Here is a 15,769-nt window from a genome sequence, read left to right as displayed (position 1 = left end):
CTAAGACTTTGACATTTTTTTATTATCTTTGCGCACATAACGAAAGTTCATTTCCGTATGAAAAGAATAGCCATCCATACAGCTCTCCTTGCTGTCCTGCTCCTGTCGTGCAGCAAGGGAAAAACTCCAGACGGGCCGGAAGACATCGACACCATTCCGCTGCTGGTGATGCAGATACAGAAATGCTCCAAACTGTACACCTCCGAATTCAGAATACACAAGATCGTGACCCACGACGACAAGCTGCAGCTCAACGGCTCGTTTTTCAAAAAGGATTTCAGCATCAATCTGCCGGCCGGCAAAAGAAAGGTGGCCATCCCTATGGATGCCACGCTCAAGACCTATATCGACTTCACGGGATTCTCCGAAAAGAATGTACGCAGACAAGGCAAAAAGATAGAAATCACCCTCCCAGACCCTAAGGTGGATCTCACTTCTACGAAGATAGACCACAAGGACGTGAAGCAATATGTGGCTCTCACCCGCAGCAACTTCACTGACGAGGAACTGGCTAACTATGAGCAGCAGGGCCGTCAGGCCATCATCAATGACATCGCTCGCATGGACATTATGGAGCAAGCCCGCCAAAGTGCCGCCAACACGCTCATCCCCTTGATAGAACAGATGGGATATGAGGACAAAGACATCACTGTGACTTTCCGTAAAGAGTTCACGCCAAGCGAAATCAAGAGTTTCCTAAACATCAATTCCACCGAATATGGAAAAGCACAATAATAATCTTCAACGCTTTGTGAAAAACGTGACAGGGGCCGTGGGCATCGCACTGGTGGCCATCATCCTTGTTGTCATAGCCGGTATGACGGCCCTCTATTATTTCAACAAAGACAACCGACTGACTATCAGCAAGGATGACAAGATAAGTCTTAGCCCCACTCAAATCACAGCCATTGAGCAAATCGGCGAATGGGAGTTCCTCTCCGTCAACACCGAAGAACTCATCGACACTGTCAAGCACGGTTTCTTCGGCGACAGCGAACTCGTCCGCATCTACTACGGAACGCTCCGGTTGGGCGTCAATCTGCACGAACTGGGCCCCCATTGGCTCTCCGAAGACGGGGACACGCTGCGTTGCACGCTCCCCCAGGTGAAACTTCTCGACCAAGACTTCATTGATGAAGCACGCACCCAATCATTTTACGAGAGCGGCTCTTGGAGCGATGCCGACCGAGAAACCCTTTACAACAGGGCATACGAGCGAATGAAGGCACGCTGCCTCACCGCTGCCAACATCGCCACAGCCCAGGTCAATGCCCAAGAACAGTTTACCCGTTTGCTCAATTCGATGGGACACGAGAAGGTGAAAATAGATTTTAGCGGCGAAACTGTCAAGGCACGACCACATTGAATGCGCCCTACACGGACAGTATAGCACGAACCATTAAAACTTTTGAAAAAGCCTTACACGCAATATATCCCCGCCCTTCTGTCCATCTTATCCCATTTGCCTTATTAGCCCCATCGGGCCCATCAATTTTCCCACCAAACCCGACCGACATTGCAAAACGGGCACACTCAGAAGCTCGTTCGGGCCGAACGAAAATGTGAAAGAGGCCATTTGACAAGGCCACTTGGGCCAAACAACACTCCACGACAGGGAAATGCCACCTTCAGGGGGGAGGGGCTAAAAAAAGGGAAGCACCTACATGCTTCCCTTGCCAATGCAAAGATAGTGAATAAACGACCAAAATGCAAATCGACAAAGATTTTTTCTTACATTCAAGACAACATACAAATCATCTCCATGTGCAAACGATTGCCCAAAGTCTGAAGGCGAAAGACACAAGAGTTATGCCATCAGTGAATGCAAATATAGAGAAAGCCGGACGAAACGTAACCCTATCAAAATAGCCCCCAAAGCAAGAAGACTCTCCCACCGAACAATGGACTCATAAAATAAAACCCTCAGTCGCAACCACTGCGCCTGAGGATTTTGAACTCACTAAATCAACAAAAACTAATTATTTTTCTTTCTAAACTTTCTGATTCTAACAATCAATCTACTAAAACACAAACTACAAAACTATCAAACACTTAAATACCCTAATCTGTTCTCACTATTCTATCAACCTTCCAACAATCTTCCTACCTCTTCGACTGATACCCATTGACACGAAAAACAATCTCTACCTTAACTTTTACCTCTTCGTATATGTTTAATCGACAATAAGTATATATCTTTCACTTCGATGATGCAAAGATACGACGAATCTCCCTCGTTGATACCAAAAAGAAGAAAAAATGCGTGCAAACGCCTTGCAATCGTTTGCACGCATAGTTCTTTGGAATGTGGCTGATGGCCTCTCGCTCTATCTGTCACACCGGCTTGAAGCCGATACCGGCTAGGTCAGAAAGTCATGTCAAAGCCAAAGCGGATGCCCCACTTGTCAATTTTCTCATTGTGGAGATAGGATAAGCGGCGCACATATTCCATAGAGAAGAATTTAAAAATGTTGTGCACACCTGCCACAGCCTCCCAGTAGGGCTGGCCGTCCATGCGGTGTGCTCCGGTGGGGAAGCGGAAAAGGTTGTCGTCGTAGTCGGGATTGTTCTTGGAAGTAAGCGTACCCATCATGCCTTTGAGGGCAAAATATTCGCGCCATTTAAGCCGCTTGACAAGTGGAATGCGGTTGAGCAGTTTACCGTTCATATCCCAACACACAGCCCAGAACAGCTGACGGTCGTTGAGAAATTCCCAATCGCGCATGAGGTTGAAGGTGTTCTCATGCTCAAAATAGCTCAAGTTGATGGGGGGAAGGACAAGCAGCGGGAAGGGCACCTTGTTCCATTGCGCCTCCCCCTTGGCATGAATGTCCACATATCCCCAACTGCCCAGCCACTGACGCTTGTAGAAACCAAGTTCGGTGATGTTGCTGTTGTACTGCCCACCGAGGAAATGTTTGAATCCCGCACGGTGTACAACCCAAAACTCGGGAGAATCGAGATTGATGGGCAAACGCTGCTGTTTGGTGTTGACGTATGTCACACCGGGATGATATTTGAATCCCAGTGAAACCTCCGACATGCGGATTTTCTTGACCTCCCGCCCCACGACGCGCCCGTTGGCGATGCGTTTCATATTGGCTGTCGACGGCCCGAGCCAATAGTGCAGGTCGCCCACAGTCTCGTTGCTCTCGGTTTTGACACCTGCCCTGAACGAGAATCCCCAGTCGGTTTCATAGACAAACGACAGCTTCTGGCGGTTGAAGAGATACATCTCTTTCTGTGTCGAGGCGCGGAATGTCATGAAGATATTATCCTTGTTGTGAAGCAGATTCTTGTCGGAAGGCGACATCACGTCTTTGCTGCTCTCAAAGATGATGTTGCGTTGCGGAAACTCAAAAGACGAACTCTTCTTCTTGTTGAATGAATAGGTAAACTCACTGCCGTAGTACCAACGCTTGGAGTCGGTGCCGTACGCTCCATAACCGTTCCAAAAGAAATGCGGATTGAGGGCAGCCATGGTGCGCCCGGCCAACCGCAAGCGTATGCCGTCGACATAGTTTTTGGAAAGGAAGGTGTTGATGGGACCAAAGTCGAACTTGCTCTTTGCGTCTTTCCTGCCCGTCTCCACATAGTTTTCCATCAGTGCCCGCACGCTGACGATAATCCATTTCCATCCCTTGGAGTTCTCAAGCCGGTGGATAAACTGATTCATCGACGACTCGCTCTTGGTCAAATCCACCGACCGATAGTCTTTCCAGAAACTCTCGTCGCGGTTCATAGCCTCGGCATCGTGCTTGACAAGAGCCTTGCCCCGCAGCAGCTGATGGGATATTTCGGCAAACTGATAGTCGCTCAGCCGCGTGTTGCGCACCACAAGCAACTTGGAGAGATAGTTCGTGATGGAGAGTTCGGCCACCATGTCGTCTTTGGTAAGCACCCACTCGCCGTTGTCAAGCTTGGTATATTCCTGTTCTATCTTCATGTTGTCCACCCAGTTCACATCGGAGTTGTGGGGCATGAAGAGGTTGCATCGCTTCACGTGGAGCGACGAGTCGGCCAGCACATAGAGTTCGCCACGGAAGCCGAAGTCCTGGGAGTTGGCGGGAATAAACTGCAAATGGTAACACAAGTCACGGTCCACATAGACCGTGTCTTCGATGTAAAAATGATAAAACGATATGGCTGTCCTGCCTATCGGTGACGGAAAGGGATATTGAAGCAACCGGACGTGGTCGTCGTAGATGTCTACATCGGTGAACAGTTCCTTCAAAGTAGTGTTGATCACATCGCCCGTCTGCAAGATGTTTCCAATACCCGTGCTCTGTTGGCCTTTGATGATGTCGCGCTCCTTGTGCGGATTCTTGCGATAGAGATGCTGGGTCACGGTTTCGTCTACCGAGAGCGGGAGTGTGAGTTTGTTGTTGTAGGGCGACACCTCCACTTGGTCAATGAGGTACTGGCGCTTCTTGAAAAAGCCGTTCTCCAACTGCTCAGGCTTGATGTCGTTGACAGCCATCGTCAGTTTCTGGTATTTGTCATACTGGTAGTAGTCGTGGTTCTGCAGATCTGTCTTCTTTTTGGCCGCTATCACACGGCGCATCAGCTCCACGGCCGGATTGTCTTTGCGCGAATACTTGCCCCGACGCGATTTCACCACCACCTCATCAAGCTTATGACTGTCCTCCTTGAGTTTGATTTCAAGGTTCTTCGTGTCATTGTCCACCTTGAGTGCCTGCGACTTGAACCCCAAACTGCTGATGGTGAGCACCCACCCGTTGTGGCGCTCTATCGTGAAACGGCCCTCCACATCACTCGAAACAGCCACCTGATGGCCTTTATACGCCACACTGGCATAAGGAATGGCATAGCCATTGGCATCCACCACACGACCGTTGATTTGTGCTTTCACCGACAAACAGAGGGAAAGCAACATGAGAAGTATGCTGATTCTGATTTTCAAAACTCTCTATTTTACCTTATTCTATCACTATAAAAACGGGTGCAAAGTTATATATAATATTGTGAAAAGCAGGAAAACTTTTTGGATATTCACGTTTTTTCTATTATTTTTGCAGAGCAAATGAACAACAAAGGAAACATTTCTGACCAAAAGGCACCGCTCCTCCCCGTGATAATAGGCACCGGTTTCGGCAGCGGTTTTTGGCCTTGGGGCCCCGGAACGGCCGGTTCCGTGTTGGCCGGCATCATCTGGGTGGGCTTGGCCTATGTGGTCCCCATCGCGGTGCTTGAGGCTTTCACCGTGGCCCTCATCCTCCTTTTCAGTGTGCTGGGTGTTTGGGCCACCGCCAAGTTGATGCCGATATGGGGCGAAGACCCTTCTCGGGTGGTGGTCGACGAGATGGTGGGACAATGGACTGCCTTGCTGGCCGCCCCTTTCTTTGAGATTGAAAACCGGATATGGATGGCACTGGCCGCACTTGTGCTGTTCAGATTCTTCGACATTGTGAAACCTTTGGGCATCAAGCGACTCGACCGGAAGACCGGTGCTTTTTGGGTGATTGCCGATGACTTGCTCGGCGGACTCTATGCGCTTATCGTGTTATCAATCATTGGCAACATTCCGGGATGGGTCATCTGAAACATGAGCTATGGTTGCTCAGCAAAGCGGAAATGAGCGCATCAATGGCCGGAATTGTCGATTTCGGACTGGCCATCGGGCTGACCGATCTGAACGTGCTAAGCTATGTCTGGGCCAATCTTATCGGGGTGTTCAGTGGCGGTGTGACCAACTGTTGCATCAACTACCGCTATGTCTTCAGACAAAGCAACCGTAAAAAGAAGCAGGTGGCCTGGCGTTATTTTCTCGTCTGGGTCGTCAGTCTGACGCTCAATGGGGGCGGAACCAACCTCATCACCAACCATGTGGGGGCACGCTACTTCATCATTGTGAAGTGTCTGATGGCCCTTCTCGTGGCCATATTCATCAATTATCCGGCCCAACGCAAATTTGTTTTCAAGGAAAAAGATCCCCTCCAACACCCGCCTTTGCCCCGGAATGGCACAAACAACGAATACTAATAATTGTCAGATATGAATTATCGAGATTTCCTTCAGAAAGTCATTTATTGGGTAATCAATCCCCTCATCAAAGCCATGATCAAGGTGGGACTTACCCCCAACATCATAACTTTTATCGGTTTTGTGGGCAACATCGTAGCAGCGGCCCTTTTTGTCAAGAGTGCCATGCAGTTCAACGACGAGGCCATCAATGCCTCCGACAACACCATGGCGGCTTTCCAACTGCTGGGTTGGGGCGGTGCCGTGATACTCTTTGCCGGCTTGTTCGACATGATAGACGGTCGGTTGGCACGCCTGGGCAACATGTCGAGCACTTTCGGGGCCCTATGGGACTCCACACTCGACCGCTACAGCGAACTCATCAGTCTCTTCGGTATCTGCCTGATATTCATTCAGGCCGGTTGGTTTTGGATGGGAATAACCACCTTTGCAGCCATGATCGGGTCGGTCATGGTGAGCTATGTGAGGGCCCGGGCCGAAGGGCTCGGCATAGAATGCAAGGTGGGACTCATGCAACGGCCCGAGCGTGTGGTGGTAACGGCTTTTGTAGCCATCCTTGCCGGGCTCACGGAAAATCTGTGGTGGCTTGCCGGCGGCATGACAGTCATCGCCATTTTGGCCAACATCACAGCCTTTTGGCGCGTGGCCCATTGCCATAAGGAATTGAAAGACCGATAGGAGACATCCAACACCGGCCCGACAATCCGTCCCCATCAAAGGATAACCGACATGACATCATTATACCTCATCTTTGTTTTCGCCCTCATGCTGGCATGGAGGAAGACCCGTCGGCCGGCTGTTTTCTTTCTCCCGTGGGTGCTCTTTGCCGTGACCTACGATGCCATGCGTCTCTACCCCAACTACCAAGTCAACGCCATTGATGTGAGCAGTCTCTATACCACAGAAAAGCACTTCTTTGGCATAGAAACCGACCCGACCACTTGGAGACAGCAGTTGGAAGTCGCTTGCCCAAGGTCGGCAGCTGCCATCGTGCGCGACAGGGCACTCATCCCAAGCGAATATTTCGCCATCCACCACACACCGGCAGCTGACTTCATGGCCGGCATCTTCTACCTCTGTTGGGTGCCCGTGCCCATCGGGTTTGCCATTTACCTCTATGCCACGCGCCGGCGGCGTTGGTTCTTGCGTTTCTCATGGGCCTTCCTGCTCGTCAACTGGCTCGGTTTCGTAGGCTACTACATCCATCCGGCCGCCCCACCTTGGTATGCCATGCACTACGGTTTCACCCCCATTCTTCACACGCCCGGCAACGTGGCCGGCCTCGGCCGTTGGGATGCCATGACCGGTCTGCCCGTCTTCCACGCTCTATATGGCAAAAATGCCAATGTATTTGCCGCCGTGCCCAGCCTACATGCAGCCTACATGCTCGTCACCACCATCTATGCAGCCATGAGCCGGCAGCGCCGATATGTGACGGGGGGGGGCGGCTTTCATCTGTGTCGGCATCTGGTGGACAGCCGTCTACACGGGTCACCATTACATCATCGATGTCCTGCTCGGCATCTTGACAGCCCTCGCAGGAGTCTGTCTGTGGGAATGGGCCTATCGATTCGTGACAAGACACCACTAAAAAGACACTGTCAGACGGGCAGGCCACGCCACACATATCTCCCCTTCCCGACACTTTAGCGGACTTTCTCCATTCCCGAGAACCGCCCCCAAAAAATGCAAAAGAAACCCTTTCGCTCTCTCATGACCCCGACAAATGGGGCACGAGCGAAAGGGTTTCTTTCGTATATATACCGTCGTTGAAAGCCGTACTGCCGGCTTCCAACCATCAATCTATCTCTTCATCGGGCTCATAGCCTCCCATCTCACGAATCGCATTCTTGAGCATCGTGTATTGCTGATAGAGATTGTTCACCGGCTCCTCGCCCTGCGTGTAGTCGTGCATCGGACTCTTGAGGAAGAAACTCAGGAACCGCTGTATGCCATAACGGCCGGCACGCGCCGCAAGGTCGCTAAGCAACGTGAGGTCAAGCAACAACGGAGCGGCAAGAATGGAGTCACGGCAAAGGAAGTTGATCTTGATTTGCATGGGATAGCCCATCCATCCGAAAATGTCAATATTGTCCCAACCCTCCTTGTTGTCGTTGCGGGGCGGATAGTAATTGATGCGCACCTTGTGATAGATGTCCCCATACAGGTCGGGCTGGTCCTCTTTCTTCAAGATGGTTTCGAGCGTAGAGAGCTTGCTCACCTCCTTGGTGTGGAAGTTGGCCGGCTCATCGAGCACCAGTCCGTCACGGTTGCCGAGGATGTTGGTAGAGAACCAACCGTTCAGCCCCAGACAGCGGGTGCCGATGATGGGCGCAAAACCCGACTTGACCAGTGTCTGCCCCGTCTTGAAGTCTTTGCCGGAAATGGGCATACGGGTTTGTTCGGCCAGTTCCCACATAGCCGGAATGTCGACTGTGGTGTTGGGGGCACCCATGATGAAGGGAGCACCCTCTTTCAGAGCCGCGTATGCATAGCACATCGACGGAGCCACATGCTCGCGGTCGTCGGCCTTCATGGCAGCCTCAAGCGCAGCCAGCGTACCATGCACCCGCTCGTCTACGGGCACATAAATTTCCGTGGAAGCCGCCCAGATGACCACGATGCGCGCGCAGCCGTTTTCCTCCTTAAACCGACGCATATCCCGGCGCAGTTCCTCCACCATTTCCCAACGCGTCTTGCAGTCTTTCACGTTGTCACCGTCAAGGCGCTTGGCATAATTCTTGTCGAAAGCGGCCTTGAGAGGCACGATTTTCTCCAGTTCGTCACGCACGGGGTTGATGTCTTTCTCTTGCAGCACCTCTGCATACATCGCTGCCTGATAGGCGTTTTGGGGATAAACATCCCATGTGCCGAAAACGATATCGTCCAGTTTGGCCAACGGCACAATGTCAGCATAGGACAAATACTTCTTGTTGTCACCTTTGCCCACCCGTATCTTGTCATACTGTGTCATCGAACCCACGGGTTTGGCCAGTCCCTTGCGGGCCATCAATACACCTGTCATGAAAGTCGTGGCAACAGCACCACAGCCCACGACCATAATTCCCAACTTGCCCTCAGCGGGCTTCACGTTTGTTCGTTCCATAAACTTCTCATTAAGTTTTTCAGAGTCATAAATCTGCAGGCAAATATAGTCAATAAATGTAAAAGCACAAAACCTTTTAGTGTTTTTTAGTTTTAAATACACCGTTTGGTAGAATTGCCTTCGCTAAAGGAACACCGCCAGCTTGCCCCTCCGTAACAATGAAACGACTGTGAGACTGATATTAACGGCAATTCCGGCCTCGATGAGAAAAGCGTTGAGCGCCCCCCCGGCCCGGTGCAAGGGCTCTGCACGCCCCGTGCAAAGCTCTTGCACAAGTGGTTCACGGGCCATGCACGGGGCGTTCGACAGCCTCGCACCAAGCCCGGAACAGTTTTAGTAAACTGTCAACTTATTGTGCACGCAACATCTTATTCGGATATTACACTTGCCCGTTGGCAGAGTTCTTGCATCGTAAACATTGCTGCTTGGTAATATTTTCAGAATTTAGACTTGGTAAAGTAAAACATTTCAATTATCTTTGCAGCATTTATAAAGTGTGAGACATTAACAAAGACCATATTCCCTTTGTGCTTTAATTAACAAATGATTGATAAATAAACAATGAGACGATTACTTTACATACTGTTGATATTGTCGGCCCCGTTTCCGATGTATTCGCAAATGCTCTTTTCCGAGAATCTCACTATGGACATAGACAGCACCAAAACCATACAGGGTTCGCTCTTACCTGTACTGGATTTCAAGACCGAAAAGGAGAATGTGCTCACCCTCAAAAACACCGCCAATCTCAATCTGTTGATAAAACACAACCGAGTGATAAACCTGATCAACAAACTCGAATTTTCAACTTATGGTAAAAAAATAACCGTAAGTGGAGGATACGTACACGCCGAATACCGCTATTTGTTGCATCATGCCTTCGAAGTCTATCCTTATGTTGAATCGCAATGGGCAGGAAGTAGAGGGATGACCTATAAAATTTCCACCGGTTTGCAATCACGTTATCGGTTAGTGAACAGCGAAAACTGTCTCATGTTTGCTACAGTCGGGGTGTTCTTCGAGTTCGAAAAGTGGGAAAACCCATCTACCGACAACATTGCAGAACCATACGCCTATAGCCGTAGTGTCAAAAGCCATCTGTCAGTCAGCTTTAGACATCGATTGGGCGATCACTGGGCTCTTACAACTACTGCCATCCATCAGGCAAAGCCCGACAGTTATTTTAAGAAAGCCCGTTTCGGAGGAGCCGTTGATCTCAAATACAATATCACGCCTACGATCGGAATACGCGGAACCTATCGTCTCATCTACGACACTTCCCCTATTGTACCCGTAAGAAAAGATTATAATACCGTCGATGCGGGCATCGACCTTTCGTTCTAACAAAAGACAAATTATTTACCACCACATATTTTACATGTCTGTTATTTCTTATTTCGAATCCGAAGAGATTTTCTATCTGAATGTTTTTCTAAAATTGCTTTTGGGACTGCTTTCACTTGTCTTGATCATCAACAGATCCGGCAAAGGTAATCTTGCTCCCAGCTCAGCCATGGATCAGGTGCAGAATTATGTATTGGGCGGCATTATCGGTGGAGTCATCTATAGCCCTTCCGTCACCATTTTCCATTTCGCCATAGTTCTGGCCATCTGGGCTTTCCTCATCATCGGACTGCGTAAGCTAAAAACTAAAAGCCACGCTTTCAGAAGATTTGTAGACGGAACACCTATTATTATCATTAACCATGGAAAAATAGATATAGAGGCCTGCAAAAAGACCAAAATCACGGCAAATGAAATAGCCTTCAAACTGCGTAGAGAGGGAGTATATCATATAAGGGACGTGAAGAGAGCCGTATTCGAACAGAATGGCGAACTTATCATTGTACTTACAGGTGAAGAAAACCCGAAATATCCCATCATCACCGATGGCATTATTCAGAGCAGCGTGCTTGAAGATGTCGACAAAACAGAAGAATGGTTGCTGAAAGAGCTGCAAAAAGCAGGATATAATTCCGCCTCTGAGATATTTTTAGCCGAATACGAAAGCGGTCAGATCAAACTTGTCCCTTATAATCAGGACAATAAAAAAGAATTGAAAATGTTTTCCATTTCTTAATCTTACGACAAGTATTCTACCAGAAAAACTGCAAGCGATTTTGAGACATAGAGACCACAGTGGGTTGAGAATGCAAATCAGTTATCAAACATCGCCATCAGTTTCGTAGGCAGTGCTCCCTGCTTTCCATATTTTGAAATTGTCGGACACACGTTAAATTAGTCGGGAATATTTTTCATTCTCGCAATTTAGTTGTAATTTTGCATCATACAATTCAGAGATGTATGGACAGGCACATATATAGGATAGGCCTTGACGTTGGCAGCACGACTGCCAAGATGGCCGTCCTTGACGGAACAAACAACATCATTCATTCGAGATACGAACGCCACAACGCACATGTCAGCCAACTGGTAGACGACTATTTCCAAGAGCTTTTCAGGCTTATTGGCGATGCCGAGGTGTCGATATGCGTGACAGGCTCTGTGGGCATGAGTACGGCTGAGACGCTTCGGGCCGACTTCGTGCAGGAGGTGGTGGCGGCCTCTGTCTATGCCAAGACCATGCACCCAGAGGCCAAGGAACTCATTGACATCGGTGGCGAAGACGCAAAGGTGGTCTTCTTCAACGGGCGCAACATGGAACTGCGGATGAACGGCAACTGCGCCGGAGGCACCGGAGCCTTTCTTGACCAGATGAGTGTGCTCATGGGCATCGATAACCAAGAGATGAGTGTCAAGGCACTGAAAGCCAAACACCTCTATCCGATGGCCGCCCGCTGCGGAGTGTTTGCCAAAACCGACATCCAAAATCTCATGTCCCGAAACCTTCCGGAAGAAGACATCGCGGCCAGCATCTTCCACTCCATAGCCGTGCAGACCATCGTTACGCTGAGTCATGGCTGCGACTTCGGAACACCCATTCTGCTGTGTGGCGGGCCGCTGACATTTCTTCCGGCACTACGAAAAGCCTTCGCCGACTACCTGCACCTGAGTGACAAAGACTTCATCGTGTCGGAAAGGAGCAACCTCATTCCGGCGATAGGCTGCGCCATCAAGAGTGGAGAGAACCAAGACAAGTGGGCGAAAGAAGGAAAAGCCCCCGTCAGACTGGGTGAACTCATCCAACGTGCCCGACACAAAGAAGCGGATGCCACCGTCTTTACCTCCAACCTGCCACCCCTCTTCAAGCACGAAGAAGAGCACCGGCAGTGGCTTAATGTCAAAAAACACTTTGCCACAGCGGTTTGTCACTTCGACAAGGGCAGGCAACGGGTGGTCATCGGCATTGACTCGGGATCGACGACAACCAAGATTGTCGCTGTAAGGGTGCCTTCTTCCAAGCCGAATCCCTCCGAAAACAGGAAAGACGTACCGGTACCCGATATCGTGTTTACCAACTACCGGCTCAATCTGGGCAACCCGATTGGGGCGGTGAAAGACGGCCTGAAAGCCCTACAGGAGGAGGCTTCACACGCCGGGGCCGAACTCGAAGTGGTCGGGGCCTGCACCACGGGCTATGGCGAGGAACTCATCAAGACTGCCTTCAACCTCGATGAGGGCATCATCGAGACGATGGCCCACTATAGGGCGGCGGCTTCGCTGATGCCCGATGTCTCATTCATTCTCGATATCGGCGGACAAGACATGAAGGCCATATTCGTGGAAAACGGGGCTGTGGTGAGAATGGAACTGAACGAAGCCTGTTCGTCGGGATGCGGAACATTCATCCAAACTTTTGCCAACAACTTAGGCTATCAGGTGGCCGACTTCGCCCGACTGGCATGTACGGCCGGCGCACCTTGCGACTTGGGCACACGCTGCACGGTGTTCATGAACTCAAAAGTGAAACAAGTGTTGCGCGAAGGAGCCACCGTGGCCGACATCTCGGCCGGCATAGCCTATTCGGTAGTCAAAAACTGTCTCTACAAAGTGCTGAAACTACATGGCAACGACAGCCTGGGCAAGAAAATAGTCGTGCAGGGAGGCACCATGCGCAACGATGCGGTGGTGAGGGCTTTCGAACTGCTCACGGGCAATGAAGTGGCACGCAGCAACATGCCAGAACTGATGGGGGCCTATGGTTGTGCCCTGCACAGCCTGACAGGAATCATAAACGGACAGGACCAACAAGAAGAACAAAAGAGTGGGCGCACCATTGATGAACTGCTGGCCGTGGCCTCGTTTGAGACTCGGCAGATGCAGTGCAAAGGCTGCGAAAACCACTGCCTCGTATCGAGATACACGTTTGCCGGGGGCAACAAGTTCTACTCGGGCAACAAGTGCGAACGGGTGTATAATAACAAAGGCGGGCATGACATCAAGGGAGAAAACATCTACACCTACAAATACCGTCTGCTGTTTGACCGCCCCACCCTACCGGATGACCCGGAGTCGGGAAACGCAGCCACTAAACAACCGCAAACTATCGGGCTGCCGCGCGTGCTGAACATGTATGAGGACTACCCTTTTTGGAACAAACTGCTCACGGCATCCGGGTTTACCGTGCAACTGTCATCCGAATCCACCTTTTTCCGCTACGAAGAAGCCTTAAATTCGGTGATGTCTGATAATATCTGCTTCCCGGCCAAGCTCGTACATGCCCATATAGCCGAACTGAACGGCAATCCGCAGGTGTCGAGGATTCTCATGCCCTACGTGGTGTATGAACGCAACGATGACGCGAAACGGACACTCAACTCATTCAACTGCCCCATCGTGTCGGGCTACTCGGATGTCATCAAAAGTGCCATGACACTTGACAAACCGCTCGACACGCCGGTCATCAACTTTGCCAACCAACGGCTGTTGGGCAGGCAGATTGTGGATTACCTGAAGACACTGGGCGTAAAGGAAAAGAAGGCCAAAGAAGCTCTTGCCCAAGCCCTCATGGCACAGAATGAGTTTGCACGGCAAATCAGACAAAAAGCAGAAGACATATACGAGAGCGGACGAAAAGCGGGACGGCTGACACTCCTGCTGGCGGGAAGGCCCTACCACACCGATCCACTCATACAACACAAACTGTCGGAAATGATTGCCTCACTGGGCGTAGATGTGATTAGCGACGACATCGTAAGGGGAAACACGGAAACAAGTGCCGGAGACACCTATCTCGTGAAGCAATGGGCGTTCATGAATCGCATTATCAAAAGCGGACAATGGGCGGCCGACCAAGACGACCGGCTGCATTTTGTGGAAATGACCTCGTTCGGGTGCGGCCCCGACGCTTTCATCCAAGATGAGGTGAGGGACATCCTGCAAAGACACAGCAAACCTTTCACACTGCTGAAGATAGACGACGTGAGCAACATAGGCAGTTTGAAACTGCGTGTGCGCTCGCTTGTGGAAAGCCTCAACAACAAGATGAGGACCGCTCAAAGGCAGGAAACGGCAAGACTTGAACAGACCCGGACTTTCCGTACTCGGGATGCCGGGCGCAAAATACTCGCCCCCTACATGACGGAATACCTCACGCCCATCATCCACCCGGTGTTGAAACTCATCGGCTACGATGTGGAAGTGCTTCCCATGAGCGACGAGAAGAGTGCGGAACTCGGTTTGAAATATGCCAACAACGAAATATGCTATCCGGCCACGCTCATCATCGGCGACATCATCAAAGCCCTGCAAAGCGGAAAGTATGACTTGAACAACACGGCCGTGGTGATGAGCCAGACGGGAGGCCAATGCCGGGCCACCAGCTATGCCGGACTCATCAAGCGGGCAATGGTGGCCAACGGATTCCGGGAAGTGCCTTTGCTCACACTCGGCGTGACGGCTACAGCCGGAGAGGGAAACGAGCAGGAAGGATTCAAGGTGCCTTGGTTGAAATACTCCAACATCATCGTCACAGCCATCCTCTACGGTGATGCCATATCGGAGATGTACCATGCCACTATCGTCAGAGAACGACAACCGGGCCTGGCCCTTGCCTTGCGCAACAAATACATGGAAGCCGTTGACGGCCCCATCTTGCGCAACGACGCAAAGGGGCTGGTGAGACTGATAGCGCAGGCCGCTGAAGAATTTAACAACGCAGCCACCGACAAAGAGATACCGCAGGTGGGCATTGTGGGAGAGATATTCTTAAAATTCAACCCGTTCTCACACCAGTTTCTTGAAAAATACATCATCTCCAAAGGCATAGAGGTAGTTCCTCCCCTGTTGGCCCCCTTCTTCCTGCAAGAATTTGTCAATGTGGAAGTACAGAAACACCTGCGACTGAGCTGCTCGCACGTTCCCGACTTCGTTGTCAGAGGTGCCTATCAGACCCTCATCGGCACAAGAATCAGACGAATCAACAAAGCCGCCGGGAAGTTCCGCTACTTCCGCCCGTTCTCCAACATCTATGACGATGCCAAGGAAGTGGACGGCATCGTGTCGCTGGCAGCACAATTTGGAGAAGGCTGGCTCCTGCCGGCCGACATCATAGGCTATCTGCGGGACGGCATCACCAATGTCATATCCCTGCAACCTTTCGGGTGCATCGCCAACCACGTGGTGTCGAAAGGCATCGAAAAGCGATTACACGAAAAGTTTCCCGAGCTCAACCTTGTGTCGTTGGACTTCGATTCGGGAGTGAGTGCGGTAAATGTCACCAACCGACTGCTACTTTTTTTAGACTCCATAGCAGTATAA

At 50.7% G+C, this 15,769-nt stretch carries 10 protein-coding genes and 1 pseudogene; 9 read left to right on the top strand and 2 right to left on the bottom strand.

From position 1 onward, the window contains the following. The first annotated feature begins 57 nt into the window (after positions 1-57). Both HMPREF6485_RS07265 and HMPREF6485_RS07260 read left to right on the top strand, forming a co-directional pair. A complete protein-coding gene (locus HMPREF6485_RS07265) occupies positions 58-735 on the top strand; it encodes a DUF4230 domain-containing protein (RefSeq protein WP_004345700.1) in 678 nt (225 codons plus the stop codon). Continuing rightward, on the top strand, positions 719-1,366 hold the full coding sequence (locus HMPREF6485_RS07260; RefSeq protein ID WP_004345699.1) for a DUF4230 domain-containing protein: 648 nt from the start codon (positions 719-721) through the stop codon (positions 1,364-1,366). Before HMPREF6485_RS07265 ends, HMPREF6485_RS07260 begins: the two co-directional genes overlap by 17 nt. Positions 1,367-2,365: 999 nt before the next feature. Here HMPREF6485_RS07260 and HMPREF6485_RS07250 read toward each other — a convergent pair. Continuing rightward, positions 2,366-4,897, bottom strand: coding sequence for a DUF5686 family protein (locus HMPREF6485_RS07250; protein WP_004345698.1), 2,532 nt, complete (start codon positions 4,895-4,897; stop codon positions 2,366-2,368). A gap of 147 nt (positions 4,898-5,044) precedes the next feature. Here HMPREF6485_RS07250 and HMPREF6485_RS07245 point away from each other — a divergent pair, with 147 nt between their 5' ends. From HMPREF6485_RS07245 to HMPREF6485_RS07230, 4 genes and pseudogenes are all read left to right on the top strand, one after another. Continuing rightward, entirely contained in the window at positions 5,045-5,563 is a 519-nt protein-coding gene (locus HMPREF6485_RS07245) for a phosphatidylglycerophosphatase A family protein (RefSeq protein WP_004345696.1), read from the top strand. Then, the gene (locus tag HMPREF6485_RS07240; protein WP_004345695.1) at positions 5,551-6,003 is read left to right on the top strand and encodes a GtrA family protein; all 453 of its coding nucleotides are present in this window, start codon (positions 5,551-5,553) and stop codon (positions 6,001-6,003) included. The genes HMPREF6485_RS07245 and HMPREF6485_RS07240 overlap by 13 nt, the downstream gene beginning before the upstream one ends. A gap of 12 nt (positions 6,004-6,015) precedes the next feature. Continuing rightward, positions 6,016-6,681: a CDP-alcohol phosphatidyltransferase family protein gene (locus HMPREF6485_RS07235; protein WP_007412075.1), complete on the top strand. Its 666-nt coding sequence runs from the start codon at positions 6,016-6,018 to the stop codon at positions 6,679-6,681. 51 nt (positions 6,682-6,732) lie between these two features. Then, positions 6,733-7,594 (top strand): annotated as a pseudogene (locus HMPREF6485_RS07230) (phosphatase PAP2 family protein). 207 nt (positions 7,595-7,801) lie between these two features. On the opposite strand, the gene HMPREF6485_RS07225 reads toward HMPREF6485_RS07230, so the two are convergent. Beyond that, entirely contained in the window at positions 7,802-9,109 is a 1,308-nt protein-coding gene (locus HMPREF6485_RS07225; RefSeq protein WP_044125921.1) for an inositol-3-phosphate synthase, read from the bottom strand. A gap of 561 nt (positions 9,110-9,670) precedes the next feature. Between HMPREF6485_RS07225 and HMPREF6485_RS07220 the strand changes: the two genes are divergently transcribed. The 3 genes from HMPREF6485_RS07220 (at position 9,671) to HMPREF6485_RS07210 (ending at position 15,769) form a co-directional block, all read left to right on the top strand. Continuing rightward, the gene (locus tag HMPREF6485_RS07220; protein WP_004340420.1) at positions 9,671-10,453 is read left to right on the top strand and encodes a DUF481 domain-containing protein; all 783 of its coding nucleotides are present in this window, start codon (positions 9,671-9,673) and stop codon (positions 10,451-10,453) included. 34 nt (positions 10,454-10,487) lie between these two features. Next, on the top strand, positions 10,488-11,189 hold the full coding sequence (locus tag HMPREF6485_RS07215) for a DUF421 domain-containing protein (RefSeq protein ID WP_004345686.1): 702 nt from the start codon (positions 10,488-10,490) through the stop codon (positions 11,187-11,189). 224 nt (positions 11,190-11,413) lie between these two features. Continuing rightward, positions 11,414-15,769 carry an acyl-CoA dehydratase activase-related protein gene (locus HMPREF6485_RS07210; protein WP_004345685.1) on the top strand — a complete coding sequence of 1,452 codons (4,356 nt, stop codon included), beginning with the start codon at positions 11,414-11,416 and terminating at the stop codon, positions 15,767-15,769.

The organism is Segatella buccae ATCC 33574 (assembly GCF_000184945.1).
GTDB lineage: Bacteria > Bacteroidota > Bacteroidia > Bacteroidales > Bacteroidaceae > Prevotella > Prevotella buccae.
This window is presented reverse-complemented; position numbering and strand designations above follow the sequence as displayed.